Annotated in this window: 20 protein-coding genes; 14 read left to right on the top strand and 6 right to left on the bottom strand. The window is 63.6% G+C overall.

What is annotated here, in order from left to right:
• Window positions 1-26: 26 nt before the first annotated feature.
• From MHM84_RS09705 to MHM84_RS09670, 8 genes are all read left to right on the top strand, one after another.
• Window positions 27-1,475 (top strand): hypothetical protein, encoded by a 1,449-nt coding sequence (locus MHM84_RS09705; protein ID WP_239265465.1) that lies wholly within the window; start codon window positions 27-29, stop codon window positions 1,473-1,475.
• A complete protein-coding gene (locus MHM84_RS09700; protein WP_239265463.1) occupies window positions 1,472-2,395 on the top strand; it encodes a hypothetical protein in 924 nt (307 codons plus the stop codon). The genes MHM84_RS09705 and MHM84_RS09700 overlap by 4 nt, the downstream gene beginning before the upstream one ends.
• Window positions 2,392-7,281, top strand: a complete 4,890-nt coding sequence (locus tag MHM84_RS09695; RefSeq protein WP_239265461.1) for a hypothetical protein — start codon at window positions 2,392-2,394, stop codon at window positions 7,279-7,281. Before MHM84_RS09700 ends, MHM84_RS09695 begins: the two co-directional genes overlap by 4 nt.
• The gene (locus MHM84_RS09690; RefSeq protein ID WP_239265459.1) at window positions 7,278-8,381 is read left to right on the top strand and encodes a Wadjet anti-phage system protein JetD domain-containing protein; all 1,104 of its coding nucleotides are present in this window, start codon (window positions 7,278-7,280) and stop codon (window positions 8,379-8,381) included. Before MHM84_RS09695 ends, MHM84_RS09690 begins: the two co-directional genes overlap by 4 nt.
• Window positions 8,381-8,773, top strand: a complete 393-nt coding sequence (locus MHM84_RS09685) for a group II truncated hemoglobin (RefSeq protein WP_239265457.1) — start codon at window positions 8,381-8,383, stop codon at window positions 8,771-8,773. The genes MHM84_RS09690 and MHM84_RS09685 overlap by 1 nt, the downstream gene beginning before the upstream one ends.
• A 190-nt stretch (window positions 8,774-8,963) precedes the next feature.
• Window positions 8,964-9,419: a MarR family transcriptional regulator gene (locus MHM84_RS09680; protein ID WP_239265455.1), complete on the top strand. Its 456-nt coding sequence runs from the start codon at window positions 8,964-8,966 to the stop codon at window positions 9,417-9,419.
• Window positions 9,420-9,435: 16 nt separating this feature from the next.
• Window positions 9,436-10,497: an HlyD family secretion protein gene (locus MHM84_RS09675; protein WP_239265452.1), complete on the top strand. Its 1,062-nt coding sequence runs from the start codon at window positions 9,436-9,438 to the stop codon at window positions 10,495-10,497.
• The gene (locus tag MHM84_RS09670) at window positions 10,487-11,524 is read left to right on the top strand and encodes a DUF2955 domain-containing protein (RefSeq protein WP_239265449.1); all 1,038 of its coding nucleotides are present in this window, start codon (window positions 10,487-10,489) and stop codon (window positions 11,522-11,524) included. Before MHM84_RS09675 ends, MHM84_RS09670 begins: the two co-directional genes overlap by 11 nt.
• Window positions 11,525-11,553: 29 nt before the next feature.
• Here MHM84_RS09670 and MHM84_RS09665 read toward each other — a convergent pair whose 3' ends face one another.
• Together MHM84_RS09665 and cfa are read right to left on the bottom strand one after the other, a co-directional pair.
• Window positions 11,554-13,566, bottom strand: coding sequence for a diguanylate cyclase (locus MHM84_RS09665; protein ID WP_239265447.1), 2,013 nt, complete (start codon window positions 13,564-13,566; stop codon window positions 11,554-11,556).
• A 188-nt stretch (window positions 13,567-13,754) separates the two neighbouring features.
• On the bottom strand, window positions 13,755-14,906 hold the full coding sequence (gene cfa, locus MHM84_RS09660) for a cyclopropane fatty acyl phospholipid synthase (protein WP_239265444.1): 1,152 nt from the start codon (window positions 14,904-14,906) through the stop codon (window positions 13,755-13,757).
• A 205-nt stretch (window positions 14,907-15,111) separates the two neighbouring features.
• Here cfa and MHM84_RS09655 point away from each other — a divergent pair, with 205 nt between their 5' ends.
• Complete coding sequence (locus MHM84_RS09655; protein ID WP_239265442.1) at window positions 15,112-15,414, top strand: MTH1187 family thiamine-binding protein; 303 nt, start codon at window positions 15,112-15,114, stop codon at window positions 15,412-15,414.
• 4 nt (window positions 15,415-15,418) lie between these two features.
• Here the strand turns inward: MHM84_RS09655 and MHM84_RS09650 are convergent, their stop codons facing one another.
• The gene (locus MHM84_RS09650) at window positions 15,419-15,643 is read right to left on the bottom strand and encodes a hypothetical protein (protein WP_239265440.1); all 225 of its coding nucleotides are present in this window, start codon (window positions 15,641-15,643) and stop codon (window positions 15,419-15,421) included.
• A gap of 223 nt (window positions 15,644-15,866) precedes the next feature.
• Window positions 15,867-16,799: a LysR family transcriptional regulator ArgP gene (locus MHM84_RS09645; RefSeq protein WP_239265438.1), complete on the bottom strand. Its 933-nt coding sequence runs from the start codon at window positions 16,797-16,799 to the stop codon at window positions 15,867-15,869.
• Window positions 16,800-16,907: 108 nt separating this feature from the next.
• On the opposite strand from MHM84_RS09645, the gene MHM84_RS09640 reads away from it, so the two are divergent.
• Window positions 16,908-17,519, top strand: coding sequence for a LysE family transporter (locus MHM84_RS09640; RefSeq protein WP_239265436.1), 612 nt, complete (start codon window positions 16,908-16,910; stop codon window positions 17,517-17,519).
• A 22-nt stretch (window positions 17,520-17,541) separates the two neighbouring features.
• Here MHM84_RS09640 and MHM84_RS09635 read toward each other — a convergent pair whose 3' ends face one another.
• Both MHM84_RS09635 and MHM84_RS09630 read right to left on the bottom strand, forming a co-directional pair.
• Window positions 17,542-18,927 (bottom strand): TrkH family potassium uptake protein, encoded by a 1,386-nt coding sequence (locus MHM84_RS09635; RefSeq protein ID WP_239265434.1) that lies wholly within the window; start codon window positions 18,925-18,927, stop codon window positions 17,542-17,544.
• Entirely contained in the window at window positions 18,927-19,583 is a 657-nt protein-coding gene (locus MHM84_RS09630; RefSeq protein WP_239265432.1) for a TrkA family potassium uptake protein, read from the bottom strand. The genes MHM84_RS09635 and MHM84_RS09630 overlap by 1 nt, the downstream gene beginning before the upstream one ends.
• Window positions 19,584-19,796: 213 nt before the next feature.
• Here MHM84_RS09630 and MHM84_RS09625 point away from each other — a divergent pair, with 213 nt between their 5' ends.
• From MHM84_RS09625 to urtA, 4 genes are all read left to right on the top strand, one after another.
• On the top strand, window positions 19,797-21,260 hold the full coding sequence (locus tag MHM84_RS09625; protein WP_239265430.1) for a sodium-dependent transporter: 1,464 nt from the start codon (window positions 19,797-19,799) through the stop codon (window positions 21,258-21,260).
• 225 nt (window positions 21,261-21,485) lie between these two features.
• Entirely contained in the window at window positions 21,486-22,286 is an 801-nt protein-coding gene (cobA, locus tag MHM84_RS09620) for a uroporphyrinogen-III C-methyltransferase (protein ID WP_239266256.1), read from the top strand.
• Between the two features lie 162 nt (window positions 22,287-22,448).
• Window positions 22,449-24,257 carry an acyl-CoA dehydrogenase C-terminal domain-containing protein gene (locus tag MHM84_RS09615; RefSeq protein ID WP_239265428.1) on the top strand — a complete coding sequence of 603 codons (1,809 nt, stop codon included), beginning with the start codon at window positions 22,449-22,451 and terminating at the stop codon, window positions 24,255-24,257.
• A 463-nt stretch (window positions 24,258-24,720) separates the two neighbouring features.
• Window positions 24,721-25,980, top strand: coding sequence for an urea ABC transporter substrate-binding protein (urtA, locus tag MHM84_RS09610; protein WP_239266254.1), 1,260 nt, complete (start codon window positions 24,721-24,723; stop codon window positions 25,978-25,980).
• The last annotated feature ends 15 nt before the right edge of the window (window positions 25,981-25,995 follow it).

Genomic DNA, 25,995 nt, shown 5'->3' with positions numbered 1-25,995 from the left:
TGCCCTTCTCCTTCTAGGGATGACGCATGACCGCCTGGAGCAAGCTTCTCGTCGCCACCACGCGGCTGATCGATCTGCACGACAGCGCCCATGAGCCGGGCTCGGCGTTCGTGCAGGTCAGCCAGGAACAGCGTCGCGGCCTGCGCGACGGCTACTGGCTGGATCTCGGTTGTCTACTGCTCGATTTCCTGCTCGACATCGACTTCGCCACCAACAGCGCCTTCGTCTCGCAGACGCGCTGCCTGGCACACCTGCGCGAACACTATCCCGAGCTGCCCGCCGACGACCTGAGTTTCGTCGTCAATTTGCTGGCCACGCCCAGCGAGATTCACTTTCGCAGCGCGCCGGCTTCACTGGTGCCCGTCGAGCCGCGAAGCATGGCCAGTACCAAGCGTACCGCGCTGATCGAGAAGCAGGGCCAGACCGGCCAGGTCCGCCTGACGCCCAGTGGCCGACAGGCGGTGACCCTGGCCAGCCAGGTCGAGGACCTGCTGTATTCCGAGTATGACGCCGCCAAGGTGCTGGCCGCGCTGGCGCGTGGCGACTTCGCGCGCATTCCCGATATCACCAACCAGATATTGATGGCGATCCGTGCGCTGACCCAGGAGTTGCGCCGGGTACGCGAGAACCCGACGCGCGAGGGCAAGCTGGCCGCGTTTCTCGACAACGAGCGGCATTATCACAATGCCTTGTCGACGATCCAGAACACGCTGCTCAGCGCCCGCTCGCAACTGGCCACACCGGATGCCATGCAGCGTTTCGAGGCCTGGTGCGAGGCCCAGGATGAGGAATGGGACCTGCGCATGCTCTCCGGAGCGATAGGGCGAGTGCTCAACGCCATCGAGAACCTGTCGCGCCGGCTCTCGGAACTGCTCTCGGACATTGCCGAGGGACGCATCCAGTCGATGGGGGTGGTCGATTTTGCCGACCTGGCGCGGCGGGTGCTGCACGCGCCGTTGCCGGAGGCACTGCGCGATACGCTGGTTGCCCGCATGATGCCGTTCGGACTCAAGGTCGCCATGCCGCGCAATTCGACCCTGATGCCGCTGCTCGAGACGCGGCGTGCCGAGAAAAGCGATGCCGCGCTGGTCTTCGACGAGCAGGCCGATGCCCGGCCGGAGGACCCATTGCTGGCGCGCTATCTCGAAGCGCGTGGCCCGGCACTGCGTCAGCGCCTGGACAAGGCGCCTCTGTCGCTGCCCGAGGCGCTGGAAGAGGGCTGGCATCACTTCGAGGCGCAGGACTGCCTGGCCCAGCTGCTCAATACCTTCGTGGATACCCAACTGCTGGATAGCCGCCTGTCGGTGGGTATCGAGGCCTCGCCCTTCTCAATCACGTTGGCGGACGGTCGGCGTATCGACGGGCCAGTCACCCCGTCGCTGGGGTTTTTCCACACAGCCGACGCCGAGCCATCCTCACGCACCGAATCATCAACGGCCACGCAACGCGTCGCCGAGCAGGACGAAACCCTATGAACATGACCGAGATGGGCGAGGTCGTCGCCTACCTGTTGCGCTATCGCACCGCCGAGCGCCAGCCCGGCAACGGTCGCAAGCGCCGTGCGGCACGCGAGGGCCAATTGGCCGAACGCGACGTCTGCGCACTGATCGACGATGCGCTGGACACCGAACGCGAGGCACTGCGGGACTTCCTGGCCGGGCAGGGGCTGCGCCTCAAGGTGTTCGAGTCCGGCGACTATCCCGGCATCGCTCCCGGCTCGCGGCTCTATGCGCTGCTGCCCGACCCGGAACTGGAACAGCCGCCGCTGTATACCCGCGAACCGGTGTTCGATGCCCTGCGCCTGCGCCAGGAGAGCCGCGCCGAGCTTGCCCAGTGGTATCTGCAGCTATGGCTGCTGATGCAGACGTTGCTTTATACCCGTCTCAACCGCGCCTTGTCCGACGTCAGTCGCTATCAGGAAGCCACGTTTGCCACGTCCGAGCTGGTCGGCCTGCTGCGCGAACAGCTCGAGACCCTGCGCGCCCAGGGCGAGGGCGTGCCCGAGACCAGCCGCGTGCTGCTCGAGGAGCGTGGCGAGGACGTCGCCCGGCGGGTCAAGGCGTTCATCGACCTTCAGGTACGTGCCGGGCAGCTCGAGACGGTGCGCGATGCGCGTGACGGTGCCGAGAGCGACATCTGGCAGCAGACGCTGCTGGGCGCACTGGAGGCCGAGCAGGTAGGTGCCCACCACCTGTCGCATCTGGTCGACCTGCTGTCGGGCGAGCCTCGGCCGGCGGCGCGGGAAGACGACGATGAGGCGACGCCCGCCGATGAGGAAAGCCGGGAGGCCGACTTCGCGCCCGAGGCGGACGAGACTCAAAACGAGTTGCCCGGCATGGACGAGGAAGCCGAGACGCGGTCGGTCAATGAGCGTGCAGCGGAGGAGCGGGCATGAGTGTCATCAATCGCATCGAAGTCGCCAATCTGCTCAACAAGCACGGCGACATCGCCTCGCCCTGGGACGCCAAGATGCGTCACCTGCTGCTCGACCTGCGCGGCCAGTCCAGCGCCATCAGCATGGAGAACGGCTTCGGCAAGACCACCCTCGCCGAGGCGCTGATCGGCCTGCTGTCGCGCGATCGCACCCTGCTGGCACGTACCCGGCGCAAGTGTTCGCCGTCCAGCGTGGCGGGCCATGGACGCAGCTGGTCGCATTTGCGCGTCGAGTTTCGCGCCGGCGAGAGCGGCAGCCAGAGCGACATGCTCGCCGCGGCCGGCGAGGAAGTGGCCGGCGAGACGTTCGTGTTCGGCATGTACGGCTATAGCGACGGCAGCGGGCTGTCCTTCTATCACTATGCCGGACGGCTCGAGGACGTACCGGTGTATCACGTTACCCGCGATGCCAAGCTGGCGCTGTATGCCAACAGCGACGTCCAGACGGCCATGCGCCGTCATGGCGTGACCCGCAGCGCCAATCGCGAGGAGTGGCTGGATGCCGTCGGCGCGCACATCTCGCGGCGCGAGCTGGCCCAACTGGCCGCCTTCCAGAAGGAGGGCGGTGCCGACAAGAGCCAGATATTCAACGCCATCAAGCCGCGTGCCGGCGAGAAGGCCGACCAGGCGTTCTTCTTCGAGGTGTTGGCGCCGCAGATCCTCTCCGGGGCGACCCGTGGCGAGACCGACGAAGGCGAGGATCTGATCGAGGACGTGATCCTCAACTCGGGAACCAAGGTCACCGAACTGCGCCAGCGCCTGAGCGAGGCCGAGCATGACCAGCGCCGCGCCGAGGGCAAGGTGACGCGGCTGGCCGACCTGAATACCCAGGGCGAGGCATTGCTCGAGGCGCGACGCCAGCTCGCCGACCTCGACGAGGGACTGGCGGCCAGCGAACGGTTGTTGGGCGGCCAGGCGCTGCTGGCCCTGCCGGGGCTGTCGCGGCGACCCGATGACGGGGACGAGGCCGAGCTGGTCGCCGGCTTTGCCTGGGCAGTCGGCGATACCGAGCGGCCCCGGGTGTCCACCTGGCTGCTTGCCCGGCTGACCGGCCAGACCGAGCGCGCCGTGCGCCAGGCGCTGTCCGAGCGCGGCGCGCGCGTCGACACGCACCGTCGCCTGGTGCATCTGCCCGAGGCGACATGGCCTCAGGCGCGCGATGTCCACCATGTGACGTTTGCCGCAGCCCGCGACTGGCTCGAGGACAGCCACGTCTTTGCCGACGATTCGGCACGCTACCGGGCCCTGTCACGCCTGGATGACGCCGCGGAGGCGTTCGAAGGTCTCGATGGCAACCGCTTCCGCGAGGAAGTCATCGCCGACCGCGAATACGGCAAGGAGCTCAAGGCCGATATCGACAGACTGGATGAGCAGTGGGAACGTCTCGACGGCGAGCGCGAGCAACTCGAGTCGCGCCAGCGCGACTTCACCGACAATCAGAGCTTTTATACCCAGGCACTGGGGCAGGGGTTGTTCAGCGAAGACGAGCTGGAATCCCCCGAAGCGACCCGCGAAGCGGCCGTGGCCCAGGCCGACGAGACGCGTCGTGCACTGAACGAACATCTTGGCCGGATCGGCGAACTGCGCCAGCCCGCGCAGTGGCATGCCGAGTTCAAGGCCGCCCACCCCCAAACCTCGCCGGGGGAGCTGCTGGCGCTCAAGACCGAGCAGCAGGAGACCCTCAACGAGGAACGCGAGCGGATCGAGAGTGAACTTGGCGACGCCGAGTCCCGGCAGGCGGCATCACGCGACGAGCGCCATCGCCTGAACGGCGAGCGCCAGCGCCTGGAAGGCGAGCAGGGGCCACTGCGTCAGGGGCGTGACGCCTGGCAGGCCTTCACCGAGGGCTGGCCGGAAGCCGACGTCCATGAATTCTGGTCGCGCCGCAAGACCGAGCTTTCCGAATGGCAGCAGGCCCTGCGCGAGCAGCGCCAGCGCCAGGACGACGCCAGGGCGCTGCGCGCCCGATTGACGCCGTTGGCCGAGGCGGCCCGACACTACGCGGACATTCACGGCGACGACGAGCCGGTCCACCTGCGTGATCGTCTCTATCGCGAATCCCGCACGCTGGACGATGAAAGCCATCGCCTGGCCCGGGAGGAGCAGCGCCTGCGCGAATTGCATCAGGCCTGGCTGCGCTTCGGCGAGCTCAGCGAGCTGTCGCCGGCGCAGTGGCTCAAGGATGCCAAGTCCCGCTATCCGCGGCTGTTGCGGGAAGGGGAGGGGCTGGACGAGCAGATCCAGGCCCGCGAGCGTTACCTGGAAAGCCTGGCTGGCGATCCACTGGCCCGCCAGGTCGCCGAAAGCGAGGCGCATCGTCTGCTCGACGAGGCCGGCATCGCCTTCGTGGCCTTGCATGAAGCGCTGACGGCGTTCGAGGCCGACGAAGCCTCGCGGCGCGACTGGCTGGCGCAGGCCGCCGGGCAACTTTTCGCACCGGTCATCGACGGCGAGGTGGCGGCCAGTGACGCGGCTGACTTGCTGATCGAGCGGGGCCTGGGCGTGCCGGTGCTCGAAGCCGGCCGGCTCGCTGACTGTCTGGCGCAAGGGCAGCCGCCACTGGGTGCGGTGCAGGGCAAGGAGACCCTGGCGGTCAAGGCCGCGCTCGATCCGCAGTTTCTGACGGCACTGCGCGAGGAGACCCAGCAGCGGCTGGACATCGAACGCCAGCGGCGTGTCGCGCTTGGCGAGGAAATCGAACGCCTCGATCCGCATGGCGAACGCTTTGCCCTGGCGCTTCAGGCCCAGGCGGCCGCTGACGAGAAGGTCGATGACGCCTTGGAGGCGCTGAGGACCGAACAGGCACGCCTTGCCGAGCAGCGCGAACGACTGGCGCCGCGCCTGACCGATGCGGCGCTGGCGGCGATCGACGATTACCAGCGTTACCTGCTCGAGGGAGGCGATCGGGCGCTGGAAACGGCGGCGGAAGACCTGCTCGAGGCCGAAGCCCGGATGGCCGAGCTGGCACCCAAGGTGCATGAGGCCGAGCAGGCGCTGGAAGCCCATGGCGCGACCTGGCTGGCCGCAGAGAAGTTCGCCGATGCCGGCGGCGTCGAGCGCCTGGCGGCGCTGGAGTCACGTCTGGACGAGTTGCGCGAGCAGGCGGAGATCGTTGCCGAGCGCGAGGGCGATGCCGCCGAGCGTGTCGCATCGCTGCGCTTGCGTCGCGACGATTTGGCGGTCCGGCTGCGTGAGCTGTTCGCCGACGGCGAGCGCGACCGGCTCAAGCGACTCGCAGCCTTCGAGGACGAGGGCGGCGAGGCCTTCATGGCCTCCGCCGAGACGGTGCGGGCCGAGCTGGAGCAGACCCTGGCCACGGCCAGCCGACGTGCAGACTTCGATTTCGCGCGCATTCGTGCCTATCTCGAAGTGCGCGACGAGAAGGGCGGCAGCCAGAAGCTCGAGCGCGAGATCGCCCGGCTCAAGCGTGAACTCGGCGAGACCCGCGACGCGCGCAAGCGCAAGGCCCAAGAACAGCAGGCCGTGGAAGGGCGTCTCGAGGCCAACCAGCAGGCGATGATCCTGACCGATCAACTGGGCATTGCCTGGCTGGCGGTGGTACGCGAGCTGCCCGCGGACTGGCCGCGTCGGGTCATGGCGCTCGACGACCCGGCGGGAGCCAGCCGCTGGCCCGTCGATCATCCCCAGGCCGAGGTGCTGGACGGTGCCCTCGACGACTGGCGTCGCCTGGCGGGTGGCGATACGGACAATGAGAGCGACGAGGTCGACCTCGCGGCGCTGGAGAGCTGCCAGCAGACCCTGGTCGATGCGCTGGAGGATCTCAATCTGGGCGAGCGGTCACGCAATCGTGACCGTCAGGCGCGCGAGATCGAGCAGCGCGTCCAGGCGCTGGACGCTGCCCTGCTCGACGCACGCGACAGTCGTTTGTTCAACGACACCGAACGGGCCCGGCTGGCCACGCTGGAGGGCGTCGAACCCGCGGCACTCGACGACCTTCAGGCGCTGTATGCCCAGCTCAACGGCCAGCTCGACGAGCACCGAGAACGGGTCGCCCGGCTGCATGCCTCGCGTGAGCATATCGAGGGCACACTGGTCGAACGCCTGGGCTCGATCATCACCGATGCGGCCGGCAATCTGGACATCCTGCGCCGGGTGGCACGTCGCAGCGGCGAGGGTGGCGCCTACTTCGAAGTCAAGGCGTCGCTGATCGGCGACGAGGCCGTGCGCGAACTGATCCAGCAGCTGCTTGCCGACATCGACGAGCATCAGGCGGCCCTGCGGCGTCGCCAGCAGCAGGAGGGCGGCATGGCGGCCAACGATCAGCGCCGTCGCGACGAGGAACTCGGCCGGCAGATCCGGCGGCGTATCTACCGTGGCCTGTTCCGTGACGTGTCGATTCGCCTCAAGCACGAGGCCATTCGTCCTCATGGTCGACTGTTCTCGCTCAACGAGGACATGTCGGAAGGCCAGCGCGAGGCGGTCTCGCTGATGTGGCTGGTCAAGCTTTCCGAATTCGCCATCGAGCGTGAGCTGCGCGAACTGCCGGGTCACCAGAAACGCCGTGCCCGGGCCGGCCGCGAAAGCGTGATCCTGCTCGATGGCCTGTTTTCGAAACTCTCGCATCGCCGCTTGATCCAGGACTCGCTGGAGTCGCTGCGCAACACCCGGGGCCGCTTCCAGATGATCGGACTGATCCATAACCCCAACTACGAGAACGACGCGACCATCTTCCCCACCTACCTGGTCGGCAGCGTGATCGGTGGGGCCCAGGGGCAGGGCGGTCACGTCATCGTGCGTGATGGGCGTGCCATCGATCCGCAGGACTTGGCACGTAGCGTCGGGGAAGCCAGTCTGTTCGGAATCCACGTCACGGAGCCGACGCCATGAGTCACTTGAGCGAACGTGCCGAGGCGGTCCAGGTCTGGCTGGAAGGCGACTGGACGCTCTCCTACCGCAAGCAGGGCAACAAGGGCTGGCGCAGTGCCAGCCTGGTGCGGCGTCTCAAGCGCGACCGCGCTTGCGCGACTGAACTCGATGGCTGGGAGGCGCTACGCGAGCTGGCCGGAGCGGGGGTGATCGAGACCGCCTCCCCGGTGTCCGCCCGGCAGACACTCAACGTGCAGGTCACCCTGTCGGAAGCGTTGCGTCATCGCCTCGAGTCGGAATTCGCCGAACTCGACGACTCGCTGGGGTTGGAAGCCACTCAGGCGGCGGTCTGGCGGCATGCGCTGGATGGTGTGCTGCAGGATTGGTCCCTGGCCGATCAGCAGCGCCTTGCCAAAGGCCTGCGTGCGCTGGCTGCCGACTTGCCCGGGGCCTATGCCGCCAGTGCCTTCGAAGCCAGTGCCCGGTACCTGCTGGGCAGCAGCAAACTGTTATCGGCCCTGCCCCGCGAGCTGGTGCGCACCTTCGGCATCGATACGACGGCCTTTCGCGGAACGGTGGCCTGGGTGCTGGCGTCGGTGCCCACCGAGCCCCAGGGGTTAATGCTGATCGAGAACCCGCAGAGCTTCGAGCAGGCCTGCCGGGTCGGGCTCGACGAGCACTTGGCGCTGGTTTGCAGTTTCGGCTATGGGCTGTCGCTGAGCGAGGCGCTGAAGTCGCCCGAGCAGGTCCGGCTGATCGGCGAGCGTGCCTCGTCACGCACGTTGTCCGAACTGCTCTGTCTGCCTCAGGTCACATTCTGGGGCGATCTCGATCCCGAAGGGCTACGTATCTTCCAGCGTCTGCGCCAGGCCGTAGCGGGAATCCAGCTGTCGGCACTCTATGCACCGATGATGGAGCGTCTGGAGGCGGAAGGCGGCCATCCGTTGCATGGTCTGACTGGCAAGGCCGGCCAGCGTCAGGCCGACCAATGGTCGCGTGGCCTCGACCAGGAGGCGCTCGACGATGCCGCGTTGATCGAGCGGGGCAGGGAGGCGCTCGACGAGTCGCTGGCCGGGTCCTGGCTGGCCCACCTGGCCAATATCAACGAGGTCGATGGCTGATGCCGGTCTATGGTGTAGGCGATACAACCCTGCGGGCGCTGGGCGGCGAAGCCGCCGTGCGTGAGCTGGCCGAGCGCTTCTATGCTGCCATGCAGCGCCTGCCCGAGGCCCAGGGTATCCTGGCATTGCATCCCGCCGATCTGGTCCTGTCGCGAGACAAGTTGGCGACGTTCCTGATCGGCTGGATGGGCGGGCCGAGCCGTTACCGCGAGCGCTTCGGGCCCATCGCCATTCCCGCTGCGCACCGCCACCTGCCTATCGGGGCCGAGGAGCGCGACGCCTGGCTGCTGTGCATGCGTACCGCACTCGAGGAAATGGGCGTCGATGCCGAACTCAAGGCCTACCTGCTTGCCCAGTTGAGACATCCCGCCGAGATGTGCCGAACCCGCTAGGCTCTGTCTGAAAACTGCCTGCGCTCGGCCATACTGCGTTAAAAATCAGCTCAAAATACTCATTTACAACCCGTAAACTCCGCTTTTTCGCTGATTTTTGCCTTGTCTAACCTTCGCTCGTCGACTTTTCAGACAGTGCCTAGTACCAAGAACTTTGTTAGCTAGCTAATTTTGTGGCAGAATTATTCGCATGCTAAATAAACAGCCATGTGAAGATTCTGAACTGGGCTTGCGTCTGGGGCATGCCCACCGTCTGTGGCGCATGGTGGTCGATCATACCGTGGCGCCACTGGGGCTGACTCAGCCACGCTGGACGCTGTTGGTGACCCTGCGCCATCTGGGAGAGGGAGCGACCCAGAAACAGCTTGCCGAGGCGCTGGGGATCGAGCTGCCATCGCTGACACGTACGCTGGCGCAGCTGGAGCAGCAAGGGTTGGTTCTGCGGCGTATTCCCGCCGTCGATCGTCGGGTTCGCGAGGTCGTGTTCACTCCCGAAGGGCACCGTGTACTCGAGGCGCTGGATGCCCGGGCCAGCGAGGCCAGGACATTGCTTCTCGACGGGATTCCCGACGCGGAACGCGAGTCTCTGCACCGCGCCCTGCACAGGATAGAGCGCAACGCCTGTCACTGGCTGTCTTCCCGCTAACCATAGAGAGTTTGCTATGACACCGGAGCAACGCTTCGCCCGCTGGGTGCGCGTGGCGATCGTGATGTTCGTCGTGCTGTTCGCCTATTTCGTGGTCGCCGATGCCTACATGCCGGTCACCCCTCAGGCCAGAGTGCTGCGCGACGTGACGCGCGTCGCGCCCGAAGTGAGCGGCCAAGTGGTCGACGTGGCCGTGAGCAACAACCAGCATGTCGAAACGGGCGATGTTCTGTTTCGTATCGATCCTGAACCGTTTCGCATTGCCGTGGAAAAGACCGAGCTGGCCCTGGAGCAGGCGCGCCGCGACAATGCCGAGTTGGATGCTTCCCTGGCCGAAGCTCGGGCCAGGCTGGCTTCCGCACGGGCCGATGCCGAGGAGCTCCACCGCGAGCGTCAGCGTGTCGAGCGACTGATTCAGGGCGGCAGCATTTCCCGTCAGCGCTACGATGAGGTCGTGGCCGAGGCGCGTGCCGCCGAGGCCGCCGTGGAAGCTGCCGAAGCCCAGGTGCATTCGCTCGAGGTGCAGCGCGGCGAAAGCGGAGAGAATAACTTGCGCCTGCGCCAGGCGCGTAACGCCCTCGATGCCGCCCGCCTGGATCTGGAGCGCACCACCGTGCGCGCGGAACAGCCTGGCTGGATCAGCAACCTGCAGCTTGCCGAAGGTGACTATGTCACCGCAGGATCGCCGGTCCTGGCCCGGGTCGGCGACGCCGTGGATATCGTCGCCGATTTCCGCGAGAAGAGTCTGCGCCATGTCGCTGGCGATGAGCCGGCCTGGGTGGCGCTGGATGCCCTGCCCGGCGAGGTGTTCGCAGCGCATGTCGTTTCCGAGGATGCCGGAGTCCTGAGTGGCCAAGTGATTGCCGACGGTAATCTGGCCGATATCCCCACCACCGATCGCTGGGTACGCGATGCCCAGCGCATGCGGATTCACCTGGCCTTCGATGACGTGCCTGAGGGGCTACTGCCCACTGGGGCGCGGGCCACGGTGCAATTGGCGCCCGCCGATCATGGGCTGGCGGCCTGGTTCGCCCGGGCGCAGATCGTCCTGATGAGCTGGTTGCATCATGTCTACTGATGCCCGCCAGGGGAAAGGCATCGATGCCAATGGGCTGCGTCAGTGCCTGCGCATCGCCTTCGGCGGCTGGTTGGGGTTCGTGATCAGCCAGTTGATGGGCTGGAACTACGGGGTCTTCTTCACCGTCTTTCCGATGTTCCTGGTGGGGCTGTTGCCGGTGCTCAATGGGCACGTGATACGCCAGTTCCTCGGCAATGCCTTGATCAACTGCGTCGAGGTCAGTCTGGTCGTCGGGCTGACCCAGCACATGCCGCTGATAATGACGGGGCTGGTCTTCGCGCTGTTCTATACGCGCTTCCGGCTGATGGCGCGTGGCCCGATGTTTCTGTTCGGGGCCAATGGCGTACTGACGCTGAGCATCCTGTTTCACTTCGCCAGCTATCCATCACTGGATCTCGCCGACCTGCTGGCGAGCAATCTGGTGGCGAGCGTATTGGCGGTGGGCATTGCCGCGCTCATGTATGTGGTGTTTCCGGATGTGGCGCCGCGCAAGCCGCCGCCGCGGGTCGAGAAGTCGGCGTCGCGCGTCAATCACGAGACGTTGATCGGTGCCGTCACCGCAACATTGTCGTTCTTGGTGTTCCAGACACTGGATCTGCGCGATTCGCTATCGGCGCAGATGGCCACCATCCTGATCCTGTTCGCACTGGGCTATCCCGGCGCCCGGATATCGGCGGGCAAGCGCGCGGTGGGGACCCTGCTGGGCTGCAACCTGGCGCTTTCGATGCAATTGCTGCTCTATACGCAAACCCAGCATTTCACGCTGGTGGCATTGCTCTACTGGTTGGGGTTGATGTTGTTCGCCCACGCCCATGTGAAGGAGGGCGGGGGGTCTGGCATCGGTTTCGGCGGACTGACGACGCTGGGCATCCTGTTCGGCCAGTCGCTGTCGCCCAATCAGGACCTGATCTACAGCGCGCTGTACCGCTTCTCGTCGATGTGCGTGGCGCTGGCTGCCACGCTGGTAGTCATGGCGCTGCTGCACCGCTGCCTGAACGCCTGGGCGCCGACCCGGGCCGAGGCTTGAGTGAAGACTAACGGCGTTCGACGAGGCGCTCATTCGCTGATGACGCGGTTGCGCCCCGTGCGCTTGGCGGTATAGAGGCTGCGGTCGGCACGGTCGAGCAGTGTCTCGATGTCATCGTCGGCACGGCATTCGGCAACGCCGAGGCTGGCGGTGATGGTTGCCTCGCCCAGGCCGAAATCGTGCGTCTCGATACATTGACGTAGCCGTTCGGCGAGCCTCCGGCCATCGTCGAGCCGCGTCAATGGCAACAGGATGGCGAATTCCTCGCCACCCAGCCGGGCAACCACATCTTCCTGCCGCAATGTGTCGAGACACAGACGGCCAATGCCCTGCAACACCTGGTCGCCTGCCAGGTGACCCCAGGTATCGTTGATACGCTTGAAGTGATCGAGATCCACCAGGATCAGCGTCAGGGTGTGGCGATGTCGCCGGGCCCGTGACATTTCTTCCTTGAGCCGTTCGTTCAGACGGCGTCGGTTGGCCAGCCCAGTCAAGTCGTCGGTGCCGGTCAGTTCGCGCAAATGCGTTTCCTGGGCGATCTGGTCGTTGATATCCAGCAGGATGCCGTGCCACAGCGTCGCGCCGGTATGGTCGTTCGGTTCGGGCTGGGCGCGCGCCGTCACCCAGCGTAATTCACCACCGAGGCCATGCAGCCGAAACCGGATCGACAACGGCCCTCTGTGGCGGGCCGAACGCTCGATGGCTGTCATGACCGTAGGCAGATCATCCCGACATATACGCTCCAGGCCAAGGCGTGCGTCAGCGGCCAGTAGACTCGGATCGATGGTGTGTAGGCGACGGTCGTTGCCGGCTAGGTAGGGAAAACTGTAACGACCGTTGATGTCGCGCTTGAACTGGAAAATGAGTCCCGGGATACGCTCGGTCATGATTTCCAGGCGAGCCAGCAGTTCGGCTTCGCGGCTGACGTCGAGTAGGGTGCCGACCAGCTCCGGCGTGGCACCCTCGCGGATGGGCCGGGAGATACGGGCCTCGTTCTGGACGGTAAGATAATGACCGCGACTGTGACGTAACCGGTAACGTAGAGTACGTCTTTCGCGGTGCTGCGTGGAGAACCCCTTCAGCCAGGCATGCAGCCGCTCGACATCGTCGGGGTGAACGCGGTCGAGCAGGCCGATTCTGTCGGCATCGGTATCCAGGCCCAACAGTCGCGACAGGTTGCGGCTGATATGATTGAGTTCCCAGGGCGGCTGGGAATCGCAGGCGTACAGCACTGCCGGGCTGGTATCCAACAGGTGGCGTAGGCGCCGATGCGCATTGGCGGCACTGCGTCGGGCGGTGTCCAGTTCGTTATGGTCACGCGCCCGTCCGACCACGAACGGAGTGGCGGTATTGTCGCTCTCGAGCAGTGTCAGAGTCAGATGCCAATGATGTTCACGCTCGCCGTCATGCAAAATGTCATCGACGGTCTGCGTCAGGCCCAGGGACTCGCATTCGGCCAGGCGTTGTTGCAGACGCCGGCCGTCGGCCGGAGCAAAAATTGTCTCGGGGGAGTGTCCCAGCCAGGCGTCCGTTTCCCGACGGAGCGTCTTGAGCAGCGCGGGATTGGCGTAGACGAAATTGAAGGCGGCACCCGGTGAAGCCCTACGGGCCAGAAAGACGTAGTCCGGCAGGGGATCGAAGAGCTGGCGAACCATGCGCGTCAGTGCCGGTGGCAGCGGCAATGCGCTTTCCGCCGGTGTCAGGCGATGAATAATGCCGTTCCAGGCACCTTCCTGAAAACACACCCGCTCTTCCAGCCAGCAGGTGGTGTCGTCGTCCACCGTTATCGCATATCGGCAGCGGGCTTCGCCCTGGGCTCGCGCTTTCTGCAGCAGTAGTTTACGCAGATGCTGAGGAGGAGCGATCTGGACGGGCCAGTCGTCATCGAAGGCCAGGGTATCGGGCGTTTCGTCGGGCACGCCCAGCAACTGGGTTGGGTTCCCTACGATGAATCGCCGGTCGGCACCCGAAGAAGTGGCTGTCCAAATCAAAAAGCCCAGCCGAGAGGAGGCCTGGCTCAGGACGAAAGTGGGGTCGAGCATCCGTGGACTCCCTGCAGTCAAGGACGCATGTCGAGTCGCCTTGCATGCATGACGGAGACCGGCGGCTCATGGCAAGTCGGCTACTATACCGGGAGACGGATAGGGTTGTTATCGGTCAGGAGTCGTAGGTGTTTTCGCCATTGCGCTCTGTCGTGAAAGACGAGCGCAGTGGTTGGGTAGCGTATTACTCAGCGCGGCGCATCGTAGCGACCGGGGCGTCGCTTGGAATAGGCCACCTGCCATAGCTGAATGTCACGTGCCCGAAAGGCGCCGGCACATACGCTCAGATAATAGCGGAACATGCGACGGGTTCTTTCATTGTAGTTGGCAGCGATTTCATGCCAGTGGGCATCGAAGTTTTTCAGCCAGGCCATCAGTGTGCGGTCGTAGTCGGCGCCGAAGTTCTGCCAGTCTTCCATCAGCAGGCGCCCCTCGCTGGCCTGGGCGATGTGCTTGACTGACGGCAGGATGCCGTTGGGAAAGATGTATTTGTTGATCCAGGGATCGGCGCTGATCTCGGAGCTGTTGGAACCGATGGTATGCAGCACGAACAGGCCATCGTCATCGAGCAGCCGCGTGACCGTATCGAAATAGGTCCGGTAGTTGCGATGGCCCACGTGTTCGAACATGCCGATCGACACGATACGATCGAAACGTCCCTGCAGATCGCGATAGTCCTCGAGCTGGATCGTTACGGGCAAATCCTTGCAACGCTCCCGGGCCAGGGCGGCCTGCTCCTTGGAAATGGTGATGCCGGTGACTTCGGCGCCGTAGTGGCGGGCCGCATGCTCGGCGAAACTGCCCCATCCACAGCCGATATCCAGCACTTTCATGCCGGGCTCTATCTGCAGCTTGCGGGCGGCGAGATCCAGCTTGGCGACCTGGGCTTCATGCAGGTTGCTGGCCTCCTTCCAGTAGCCGCAGGAATAGCACATGGTCGGGTCGAGCATGCGCTCGAAGAGGTCGTTGCCGAGATCGTAATGCGCCTCACCTACGATGTACGCGCGAGTCTTGCTCTGCAGGTTGAAGAAGCCGGCCTGGAGCCGATACATCAAGCGTTCGGACGTCGTATGGGCGCGCTCGCCCAAGCCATGAAGCAGCAGCTTGTGCGCCAATTGATCGATGCGATCGCATTCCCACCAGCCGTCCATGTAGGCTTCGCCAAGACCTAGCGTTCCCTGATGCAGCACGCGGGAGAAGAAGTCGGGGTGGAGGACCTGAATGTCCCAGGGCTGATTGCCGTTGAGGGTGACACCGGAACCCTCGAGCAAGTCCTCAACGATACGTCGGGCCCGGGTATCGGGCAGGGAAATTGGGCCTATGCGCTGGTCACTCGTCATGCCGAACTCCGGTATCCATTTGCGTCTGGTGGCGATACGGGTCTCGTGCAAGGCAAGCCTTGCCATTTGATTACATGCCAATAAGCATGCTGCTACCTCTAAGCCAAGCTCAACAGTTTCAAGCTATATGTTCGATAGCTTAGACTAGTATATAAACTCATGCTTCGGCTGGGACAGCCTTTGCAGGCTGCCGGGAGAGGACTCGATGCACGTCATTGCCGATCTAAACGTGATTCCCTTGGGGGTAGGCGCTTCGGTGTCTTCCTACGTAGTCGCTTGCGGGCGAGTCATCCGCGAAGCGGGTCTCAATCATCAGTTGCATGCCTATGGTACCAATATCGAGGGCGAGTGGGACGCTGTCATGAGCGTGGTCAAGCGCTGCCATGAAGTGCTACACGAGATGGGGGCGCCGCGGGTCAATACATCGTTGAAACTGGGCACCCGCACCGATCGCGAACAGACGATGGCCGATCGGATCAGCAAGGTCGAAGGCTTGCTGAAGGAGTAACGTTTCACGTTTCGAGAGTGCATTGAAAGCCCAGCCGTATGGCTGGGCTTTCGCCTTCATGCGTCGTGGCGGCCATGTCGGCTACTTCATCGGGAGGCGGTGCGTCCAAGGCCGGCTGAGCGTCGAAGGTGGACGCTTCGGGGCGAGGCTGTCGCTCGATCACGAGTGGCTGGGCTCCTGCGCAACGGGCCTGGGCCTTCCGGACGGCACGCTGATACGCCTTTTGCATCGTGTCCCCATGGGCGACAACGACATGCGCTGTCGGTGTTGGGGGTGTCGGAGCGTTATTACAACCCCCCAAGGTTGCCGCAAGGGTGACGAACAAAGCTGCGCTGATTGCTTTCATGGGACACCGTCACTTCTCTTTTCATCTCAGCGTTGTCCGTGGATGCGCGATTGTCGAGCAGCGATTCGGCACGCATCGTCATACCATGGCGTATTGGCTGTCGCAGCTAGTCAGTGGATGGTGTCGTTGCGCCAGATAGGGTCGATAGCGATTCATTTAGTGGCGCCAGCCATTCATGGCAGGTCGATAGCAGGTGATCGGTTAGCGCTTCCAGCGTGCTGCCGCCATGACGCCAGTAATGCCAGTACAACGGCACGTCGATGTAGCTGGTGGTGTCCAGATCCACCAGAGTGCCTTCCTCCAGTTCACGCTTGACCTGGCCCTCGGGAATCAAGCCATAGCCCATGCCGGACTGGGCCAAGTGAATGAAGCCCTCCGACGACGGGCACAGATGATGCGGGAAGGGTTCGAGATAGCCGCGCATTTCCAGGTAACGATGCTGAAGCCGGTCATCGGGTCCGAAAACGATGGCTGGGGCACGACGCAGCGCCTCGTGGGTCAAGCCACGGGCGAAATATCGCTCGACGTAGCCCGGACTGGCCAGTGCCCGATAACGCATGCTCCCTAGCGGATGCGAGCGGGCGCCTTGAACTGGCCTTGGTGTGGCACAGATGCAACCGGCCACTTCGCCGTCACGCATGCGCTTCAATGCCACGTCCTGGTCTTCCACTACCAAGTCCAGCAACAGGTCCTGCCGGCGACAGAACTCGCCGGTGGCCGGCGACCACCATGTCGCCAGGCTGTCGGCGTTGATCGCCAGACGCAGGCGCTGCTCGCGTTCACCGAGTGCCGGTATCTGATCGAGCAGGTCGTGCTCGAGCAATCGAACCTGTTGTACATGGTTGAGCAGGCGTCTACCGAGCGGCGTTGGAGCGAGCTTGGGGGCGCGCACCAATACAGGCTGGCCCAGGCGGGCTTCGAGCAGCTTGATGCGCTGAGAGACGGCCGACTGCGTCAGCCCCAAGTGCTTGGCGCCGCGTTCGAATCCCGATTGGTCGACCACTGCCGACAAGGCCTGAAGAAGTTTGTAATCGAGCATCAGCTTATGTAATCACGTATTTCTTTAATTAATTTCACTTATTTTACAGTCAAGCCTACTCTGCCTGCGCTTTGCAACTTATTCGATGAACTCATGAGGAGTGGAAGAGTGTTCGTTTCCTTGTTGCAGGGGTTGGGGACCGGGGCGGGGCTGATCGTGGCGATCGGGGCACAGAACGCGTTCGTGCTGGGCAAGGGGCTGCGTCGCGAACACCCCTGGTTGGTAGCGGCCCTGTGTGCTGTCTGCGATTGGCTGTTGATCGGTCTGGGAGTGCTGGGACTGGGACAACTGATCGCCAGTCAGGACACGCTCATGCTCTTGGCCCGCGTGGGCGGGGCGGCCTTCCTGCTCTGGCAGGCGTGGCTGGCGGCACGACGGGCCATGACAGGCGAGGCGCTTCATGCCGACACCGCAACATCGGGGTCCCGACGGGGCGTGATCGTCGCAACCCTGACCGTGACGCTGCTCAATCCTCAGGTCTATCTCGACACGTTGATCATGCTCGGTGCGATAGGTGCCGCCCAGGCCAGCCCGCTGGGATTCTATCTGGGTGCATCGATCGCTTCGTTTGCCTGGTTCTTCGGGTTGGTGGCCGCCGCCGGCTGGCTGGCGCCGCGCCTGGCCAGTCCCTGGGTGTGGCGGGGCATCGATGGCGGTATTGCGCTGGTCCTGGTCGGCGTGGCCTGTGGCCTGCTGGCTCCGCTCTACCCGCACCTATAGCCATGACGCAACGCCAATCGGCCTAGCCGATGTGCACTTGCCCTTCCGCATACCTGATGCCTCCAGCCTTGCGGGTGGCGATGAAATAGCCCAACGAGATCGGGCCGGCACGCCCCAGCAGCATGGTAACGATCACCACGAGCTGACCGGGAACGGAAAGATCGTCGGTAATTCCGCGCGAGAGTCCCACGGTGCCAAAGGCGGAAACGATCTCGAAGGCAAGGTCGAGAAACGCTTTGCCGGGCTCGGTGATGGTCAGCGCCAACAGGCTGGTAAAGACCAGCAGCATGCCGGCGAGTGCCACGGCCACAGCTTTGAGTACGATCTGTTCGGATATCGCCCGGCCGAAGATGGCCGGCTGTGCGGTGCTGCGCACAAAGGCACGCGCAACCAGCAACAGCACCACGAACGTAGTGACCTTGATACCGCTGGCCGTCGAGCCCGGACCGGCGCCGATGAACATCAGCAGCATGGTCAGCAGTGTCGAGGGGGCTGTCAGCGCACTGATATCCACGGTGCTGAACCCGGCGGAACGGGGCGTGACGGCCTGGAACCACGCCGCCCACAGGCGCGCAGAGATGCTATCCAGACCGCCCAGGGTCGCCGGGTTGTTCCACTCGAGCAGCAGCAAGGCCGCCATGGTCGAGAGGGTCAAGCCCAGGGTGGCCGATAGCATGACTTTCGTATGCAGCGAAAGCCGCCGGCGTCCACGCCACTGGGTGAGTTCGGCAATGACGGCGAACCCCAGCCCGCCAATGATGAACAGCAGGCTCATTACGCTGTTGACCTGCGGATTGGCGACTTCATTGAACAGGCCGCCGGGCAACATTGCGAAGCCGGCGTTATTGAACGCCGAAACGGCATGGAACAGGCTGAACCAGAGTCCGGCCTGCAGGCCGAACTCCGGCACCCAGGTCGTGGCCAGTACCAGCGTGCCGCCAGCCTCGGCGATCAGCGCAACGCTAATGACGACAAGCACCAGGCGCCGTAGATCCTTGAACGAGCTGTAGTCGAGGCTTTCGCGAATGAGCTTCTGCTGTTGAAGGGGCATGCGCATGCCCAGCAGCAACAGCACCAGCGCGGCGAAGGTCATGAAGCCGAGCCCGCCGAGCTGGATCAAAACCAGTACCACGGCCTGCCCGAACAGCGTGAGAGTCGAGGTGTCGGTGACGGTCAGGCCGGTGACGGTAACGGCAGAGGTGGCCGTGAATAGCGCCTGGTGCCAGCGTAGCGGCTCGTGGGCGGCGATGGGTAACAGTAGAAGCAGCGTGCCGAGGGCACTGAGCAGAGCGAAACCGAGCAGCAGCAGTTCCGGTGGCGACAGGCGAGGCATCCAGCCATGGGGCGCATGACGCACCGGCCGGGCAAGACGCTGACGAAAGCGGCTGTTTTTCTCCCGGCGTGCCATTACAGCTTCTTGCCCAAGGTCCGCAAGTTGTCCAGATCGCCCATCAGCACCAGGTCGTCCTTCTCTTGCAGTTCGGTGTCGTCGTTGGGCGCCTTGAATACTTCATGCTCGCGCTTGATGGCGATCAGCATCAGATCGCTCTTCTCGAGTTCTAGGCCGGCGACCGTGGCGCACTCCCGGCACATTCGCTCGGTGACTTGCAGGTCGACGACGAAAAGCCGGTCGCCGAGATCGATGAAGTCCACGAGGGCATGGTAATGCAGGCTCTCCGCGACACGGATGCCGGTATCGCGCTCGGGGTAGACGATGTGGTCGGCGCCCAGGCGTTCGAGCAGCCGGTAATGCGTATCCGAGTGGGCCTTGACCCAGGTTTCGCGGGCGCCCTGTTCCCGGGCCAGCAACGTACAGATCATGCTGGCTTCGATATGATCGTCGACATCGATGACCACGGCGTCGTACTCCTCGAGCGAGAGTTCCGACAGCGCCTTCTCGTCGGTGATATCGGCCACCAGAACCTGGCTGAACTGATCGGCGAGCGCATTGACATGCTCCTCGTCATGATCGACACCCAGCACCTCGTTATTTCGGCGGCGCAGTTCCTGGGCGATCGTTACTCCGAAATAGCCCAGTCCCAGAATGGCGAACTGTCGAGACATCGAAATCTCCTGGTCTCAGTCGGTGTCGGGCGGCGGTCCTGCTCGTCGACGAATGAGCATAACGATAGCAGGAGTTTTCCGCAGTCTCTTCAAGTCATAGCGAAACGCTAAGGTTCAGCGATGAAACGGCGTCAGAAAACGCTACAATAGCGCGTTGCACGTTGCGATGGCCGGTAGCGCGTCGGCCAACAACAAACCAAGGTGTTTTTTTTGATGACGACAAGAAAGAAACCCAACAACCTGTGGGCGAGCCGCTGGGGTTTCATCCTGGCAGCCACCGGCTCGGCGGTTGGGTTGGGCAATATCTGGAAATTTCCCTACATGACCGGTGAGTATGGAGGCGGGGCCTTCGTGCTGGTCTATCTGGTGTGCATCCTGGCCATCGGTATACCGGTGATGATGCTCGAGATCGGCTATGGCCGTCGCGGGCGCGGCAGCCCGATCGATGCCATTCGGCGGGTAGCCAGGGAGTCGGGACGCAGTTCCGGCTGGTCGCTGCTCGGCTGGATGGCCATGCTGTGCGGCTTCATGATCCTGTCCTTCTACGTGGTGGTAGCCGGCTGGTCGGTCTCTTATCTATGGAAGGCCATCAGTGGCGGGCTGAACGCCGACAGTGTCGACGGCATGGCGGCGATCTTCGGCGCCAACAACGCCAGCCCGCTCAATCTCGGCTTCTGGAGCACGCTGGTGACCGTGACGACCATGCTGATCGTCGGCAAGGGCGTACAGGATGGCATCGAGCGCAACGTGCGCTGGATGATGCCGGGCATGGTGATCATGCTGGCGATCATGATCGTGTATGCGATGTTCTCCGGCGGCTTCGGTCAGGCGCTGAACTTCCTGTTCGGCTTCGAACTGGGCAAGCTGTCCGGTGCCGGCCTGCTGGCGGCAATGGGGCATGCCTTCTTCACGCTATCGCTGGCTTCCGGCGCCATTCTGACCTATGGCTCCTATCTGCCCGATGGCAGTTCGATCGCACGTACCGCCTTCACCGTGGCGGTCTGCGACACATTGGTTGCGCTGATGGCCGGGCTGGCCATCTTCCCGGTGATCTTTGCCAATGGCATGGATCCGGCCAGCGGACCGGGGCTGATCTTCATGAGTCTGCCGCTGGCCTTCCAGCAAATGCCCTTCGGCACGTTGCTCGAGATCGTCTTCTTCGTGATGCTGACCATGGCGGCGCTGACATCGGCGATTTCCATGATCGAGGCAACCGTGGCTTGGCTCAACGAAAGCAAGGGCTTTTCACGCACCAAGGCCTCATGGGGCACAGGCATCGTACTGTGGATCGTCAGTACCTTGGCCATGCTGTCGTTCAACGTCGGTGCCGACTGGACCCTGGCCGGCAAGACTTTCTTCGACTGGCTCGACTACCTGACGTCGCGCTGGATGATGCCGCTGGGTGGTCTGGGCATGGCGCTGCTGGCCGGTTTCCTGCTACGTAACGAGGTCTTCAAGGCCGAACTCGGCTTGAGTAACGCCCAGCATGCCTTGTGGCTATTCATGATTCGCTACGTCAGCCCAATGGCCATCGTGGTGGTGTTCATCGATGCGCTGGGCATCGTGAAGCTCGATATGGGCTCCCAGTGGCCCTGGCTGCTGGGTGTACTAGCTCTACTCGTCGTCATTGGCGAGCTGCTCAGTCCACGCCTGAAGCGCCAGTTGTCGGACGGCTGACGTGCCTGGTTGCCGCGCTTGCGAAACGTCCTGCCGTGCAGCGGCGTTTCGTCTCCAGTCGAAGCGTTATAAGCAATCAACCAGACGTTACTGGCAATCAGGCCAGGATATCTTTATGTTTTGCATAAAATCTGGTTTTTTAATTCTTTTAGCTATATAGGCCACGCGATGCCCCTCGACGCGTCTTCTCATGCCGCATCTTCGGACAGCGCCCGGCTGAGCGCCATGCGTGACTTTCCGCAAGGGCAGGTATGTCTCGTCGGTGCCGGGCCGGGCGATCCCGAGCTTGTGACGCTCAAGGCGTTGAAGCGCCTCCAGGCCGCCGAGGTGATCCTTCACGATCGGTTGGTCAGTGGCGAGATCCTGGCCTTGGCCAATCCCGCCGCACAGACCCTCTACGTGGGCAAGGCACGCTCGCGTCACAGCCTGCCGCAGGAAGACATCAACCAGGCGCTCGTCGACTGGGCCCGCCAGGGCAAACGCGTGGTACGCCTCAAGGGCGGCGATCCCTTCATCTTCGGGCGCGGCGGGGAGGAGCTCGAAGCCCTGGCGCGGGCCGGCGTGTCGTTCGAGGTGATCCCGGGCGTTACCGCGGCGGCAGGATGCGGGGCCTATGCCGGCATTCCGTTGACTCACCGCGATCATGCCCAGTCCGTACGATTCGTGACCGGGCATCTCAAGAATGGCAGTAGCGATCTGGATTGGCCGACGCTGGCGCGCAGCCAGCAGACCCTGGTGTTCTACATGGGCCTGAGCAGTCTCGAAGCGATCCGTCGGGAGCTGCAGAACCACGGGCTGCCGGGCGACACGCCACTCGCACTGATCGAGCAGGGAACGACTGCGCGCCAACGGGTACATACCGGCACGCTAGCCGAGCTGCCGGCCAGTCTGGCGCATGGCTTGATACAGCCGCCGACCCTGATCATCGTGGGCAGCGTGGTATCGCTGCATGAACGCCTGGCCTGGTTCGAGAGTCACCAGGCCTCCAGCCAAGGCTGGGATACGGGAAAGTATTCGGTTCCTTGAAACAAAGCCGACACTCCTTGATGTCGATCCATTTATCGCTGCGCCTCCTCTGGGAGGCGTTTTCGTATAGGAGTGGCTGTTGGTCTAATGGCGAGGTGACAGCCATACCAGGGCTGGCCTAATATTCAAGCGATCGTTTGAATCTTGTTCAGGAGAGCCCTCATGGCCAGCTATCAGGCACCGCTACGCGACATGCGTTTCGTCCTCAACGACGTTTTCCGTGCCGGCGAGGAGTGGGCTGCCATGCCCGAGACCGCGGAAGTCACGCCCGATCTGGCCGACGCCGTCCTCGAGGAGGGCGCGCGTATCACCCGGGCCGAGCTGTTTCCCCTCAACCAGAGTGGCGATGCCGAAGGCTGCCGCTTCGATGCCGGCCGGGTCTCCACGCCCAAGGGGTTCAAGGACGCCCAGCGGACCCTGGCGGAGGGCGGTTGGTTCGGCCTGGGCGGCAATCCCGAGCATGGCGGACAGGGCATGCCCAAGCTGTTGACCGTGGCCTTCGAGGAGATGCTTTACGCTACCAATACCAGCTTTGCGCTCTATCCCGCGCTCAACACCGGGGCGGCTTTGCTGCTCGATCATCACGCGCCGGAGCCCGTCAAGCGCACCTTTCTGCCGCGCATGTATGCCGGCGAATGGCTGGGCAGCATGTGCCTGACCGAGCCGCACTGCGGTACCGACCTGGGGCTGATAAAGACGCGTGCCGTGCCCAGCCCGGATGGCGAGACCTATGCCATCACCGGCAGCAAGATCTGGATCACCGGTGGCGAACACGACATGGTCGACAATATCGTTCATCTGGTGCTCGCCAAGTTGCCCGATGCTCCCGAGGGCACGCGGGGCATCTCGCTGTTTCTGGTGCCCAAGCGCAAGGTCGGGGCCGATGGTGAGGCGGGCGAGCCCAACGGGGTGGTCTGCGGCGGTCTGGAGCACAAGATGGGCATCAAGGGCAGCGCCACCTGCGTCATGCACTTCGAGGCGGCCCAGGGCGTGCTGATCGGCGAGCCCCACCAGGGACTCGCCGCCATGTTCACGATGATGAACTACGAGCGCCTGTCGATCGGCATTCAGGGCCTGGGGCTCGGCGAGGTGGCCTACCAGAGCGCCATGGATTTTGCCCGCGAACGCCTGCAGAGCCGCGCGCCCAATGGGCCGGCGGCTCCCGACAAACCGGCAGATCCCATTCTGGTGCATCCCGACGTGCGTCGCATGGCCTTGAACGTGCGTGCCTGGAACGAAGGTGGGCGCGCCTTTGCGGCCTGCGTGGCGCAGCAGCTCGATCGTGCCAAGTTCCACCCCGAGGCCGCAGTGCGTGACGAGGCCCAGGAAATGGTTGCGTTGCTGACTCCTGTAGCCAAGGCGTTTCTGACCGACCGCGGTTTCGACGCCACGATCGAGGCCCAGCAGATCTACGGTGGCAACGGCTACTGTGTGGAGTGGGGCGCAGAGCAGTACGTGCGTGATGCGCGCATCGCCATGATTTACGAGGGCACCAACGGCATCCAGGCCATGGATCTGGTGGGGCGCAAGCTGTTCAGGAACAGTGGCGCCTATGTGACGCGCCTGTTGGCCCAGATACGTACGGACCTGGCGACATCGGATCAACGAGAAGTCAGCGATTTCAAGCAAGCCGTCCAGCAGGAAGCCGAGCGCCTGGAGCGTGTAACGAGCGAGCTTCTTGAAAGCGCCAGGGGTCGTCCCGAGGAGCTGGGCGCCGCCGCGGTGGATTATCTCGATCTGATGGGGCACGTCGTTTATGCCTGGCTGTGGTGGAAGATGGCGGTTGCCGCACAGGCGGGGCTCGAGGGGCAGGGGGCAGCCGGGGAGGCGTTCTATCGCAGCAAACTGGTGGTCGGACGGCACTTCATCAGTCGCATGTTGCCACGTACTGAAGCCCTGGAACGCCAGATTCGCGCCGGCGCCGAACCGCTGATGGCGCTGGACGAAGAGGACTTCATGCCGCAGGGCTAGCTGCCGTCAGCGCTAACGATCCCGCCTTCCGGCCCGAGACCCGGGCGGATCCGGCTCGGCAGGCTGCCTGTCGAGCCGGATTGCATTGTCCGTTACGCAACAGACCGACCTTTTCTACTTGTCCTGATAGTTGGATTGTTTTCTTTTCAATGGCATTTCGTATACAGATGCACCGATTGTGTGCACGCCCTTTTTCACAGCCGGACGGTTGAGCCATGATGGTGCAATTGCTGCACCGCCCAGGTGCGCATTGTCCTGAGTCGGTCATGGCGTGGTTCTTTCAACCTATTGTCATTAAACGTTTTTCCTGGACTTTTGGGTAGTTGGCACATCCCTTGCGATAGAGATCGACAATGGCGCGGCGTTAGGCCGCTCATGCATCGATAACAACACAAGCGCAAGGAGTTCCATCGTGAAGAAGTGGCAAGTTTCCTCTCGCTGGCTGGCGACCTCTCTGGTGGCCATGGGCATGTCCTTCCCGGCATTCGCTCAGGAAGACGACCCCATCAAGGTGGGCATCCTGCATTCGTTGTCCGGCACCATGGCGATCAGCGAATCGACGCTGAAGGACACCATGCTGATGCTGATCGAACAGCAGAACGCGCAGGGTGGCTTGCTGGGCCGCCAGCTCGAGCCGGTAGTCGTCGATCCGGCCTCCGACTGGCCGCTGTTCGCCGAGAAGGCGCGTCAGCTACTGGAGCAGGACCAGGTCGACGTGATTTTCGGCAACTGGACCTCCGTATCGCGCAAGTCGGTATTGCCGGTCGTCGAGGAACTCAACGGCTTGTTGTTCTATCCGGTGCAGTATGAAGGCGAGGAGTCCTCCGAGAACGTCTTCTATACCGGCGCCGCCCCCAACCAGCAGGCGATTCCCGCCGTCGACTATCTGATGAACAACGTCGGCGTCGAGCGCTGGGTGCTGGCCGGGACCGATTACGTCTACCCGCGTACCACCAACAAGATTCTCGAGGCCTATCTCAAGGATCACGGCGTGGCGCAGGAAGACATCATGATCAACTACACGCCGTTCGGGCACTCCGATTGGCAGAACATCGTCTCCGAGATCAAGCGTTTCGGCAGCGCCGGCAAGAAGACTGCCGTGGTCTCGACCATCAACGGCGACGCCAACGTGCCGTTCTATCGCGAGCTGGGCAACCAGGGCATCGATGCCGCCGACATCCCGGTCATTGCCTTCTCGGTGGGCGAACAGGAACTCTCGGGCATCGACACGGCGCCGTTGGTCGGTCACCTGGCCGCCTGGAACTACTTCATGAGCGTCGACACCGATGCCAACTACGATTTCATCGACAACTGGATCGAATACACCGGCGACGAGAGCGCCGTGACCAACGATCCCATGGAAGCCCACTACATCGGCTTCAATATGTGGAAGGAAGCGGTCAGGAAAGCCGGCACCACTGACGTCGATGCGGTCAAGGACGCGATCATCGGCGTGAGCGTGCCCAACCTGTCCGGCGGCTACGCGGCGATGATGCCCAACCATCACATCACCAAGCCGGTGCTGATCGGCGAAATCCAGGACAACGGCCAGTTCTCGATCGTCTGGCAGACCCCATCCACCGTGGCCGGCGATGCCTGGTCCGACTACCTGCCCGGCTCGCGCGATCTGATCAGCGACTGGCGCAAGCCGCTGGAGTGCGGCAATTACAACGTGGTCGAGAAGAGCTGTGGCGGCGGCGAAGCACAAGCAGCCAGCCAGTAATACGCATCACGATCC

It is taken from the genome of Halomonas sp. McH1-25 (assembly GCF_022348165.1).
Classification (GTDB): domain Bacteria; phylum Pseudomonadota; class Gammaproteobacteria; order Pseudomonadales; family Halomonadaceae; genus Modicisalibacter.
Note: the sequence above shows the minus strand (reverse complement) of the source record. Positions and strands in the feature narration are given on the sequence as shown.

Coding starts and splice junctions, on each gene's coding strand:
- MHM84_RS09635 (WP_239265434.1), bottom strand. CDS start 18,927: ATGGCACGCCGGGAGAAAAACAGCCGCTTTCGTCAGCGTCTTGCCCGG.
- MHM84_RS09655 (WP_239265442.1), top strand. CDS start 15,112: ATGCACGTCATTGCCGATCTAAACGTGATTCCCTTGGGGGTAGGCGCT.
- urtA (WP_239266254.1), top strand. CDS start 24,721: ATGGGCATGTCCTTCCCGGCATTCGCTCAGGAAGACGACCCCATCAAG.
- cobA (WP_239266256.1), top strand. CDS start 21,486: ATGCGTGACTTTCCGCAAGGGCAGGTATGTCTCGTCGGTGCCGGGCCG.
- MHM84_RS09680 (WP_239265455.1), top strand. CDS start 8,964: ATGCTAAATAAACAGCCATGTGAAGATTCTGAACTGGGCTTGCGTCTG.
- MHM84_RS09685 (WP_239265457.1), top strand. CDS start 8,381: ATGCCGGTCTATGGTGTAGGCGATACAACCCTGCGGGCGCTGGGCGGC.
- MHM84_RS09630 (WP_239265432.1), bottom strand. CDS start 19,583: ATGTCTCGACAGTTCGCCATTCTGGGACTGGGCTATTTCGGAGTAACG.
- MHM84_RS09650 (WP_239265440.1), bottom strand. CDS start 15,643: ATGCAAAAGGCGTATCAGCGTGCCGTCCGGAAGGCCCAGGCCCGTTGC.
- MHM84_RS09670 (WP_239265449.1), top strand. CDS start 10,487: ATGTCTACTGATGCCCGCCAGGGGAAAGGCATCGATGCCAATGGGCTG.
- MHM84_RS09705 (WP_239265465.1), top strand. CDS start 27: ATGACCGCCTGGAGCAAGCTTCTCGTCGCCACCACGCGGCTGATCGAT.
- MHM84_RS09675 (WP_239265452.1), top strand. CDS start 9,436: ATGACACCGGAGCAACGCTTCGCCCGCTGGGTGCGCGTGGCGATCGTG.
- MHM84_RS09625 (WP_239265430.1), top strand. CDS start 19,797: ATGACGACAAGAAAGAAACCCAACAACCTGTGGGCGAGCCGCTGGGGT.
- MHM84_RS09690 (WP_239265459.1), top strand. CDS start 7,278: ATGAGTCACTTGAGCGAACGTGCCGAGGCGGTCCAGGTCTGGCTGGAA.
- cfa (WP_239265444.1), bottom strand. CDS start 14,906: ATGACGAGTGACCAGCGCATAGGCCCAATTTCCCTGCCCGATACCCGG.
- MHM84_RS09645 (WP_239265438.1), bottom strand. CDS start 16,799: ATGCTCGATTACAAACTTCTTCAGGCCTTGTCGGCAGTGGTCGACCAA.
- MHM84_RS09700 (WP_239265463.1), top strand. CDS start 1,472: ATGAACATGACCGAGATGGGCGAGGTCGTCGCCTACCTGTTGCGCTAT.
- MHM84_RS09615 (WP_239265428.1), top strand. CDS start 22,449: ATGGCCAGCTATCAGGCACCGCTACGCGACATGCGTTTCGTCCTCAAC.
- MHM84_RS09665 (WP_239265447.1), bottom strand. CDS start 13,566: ATGCTCGACCCCACTTTCGTCCTGAGCCAGGCCTCCTCTCGGCTGGGC.
- MHM84_RS09695 (WP_239265461.1), top strand. CDS start 2,392: ATGAGTGTCATCAATCGCATCGAAGTCGCCAATCTGCTCAACAAGCAC.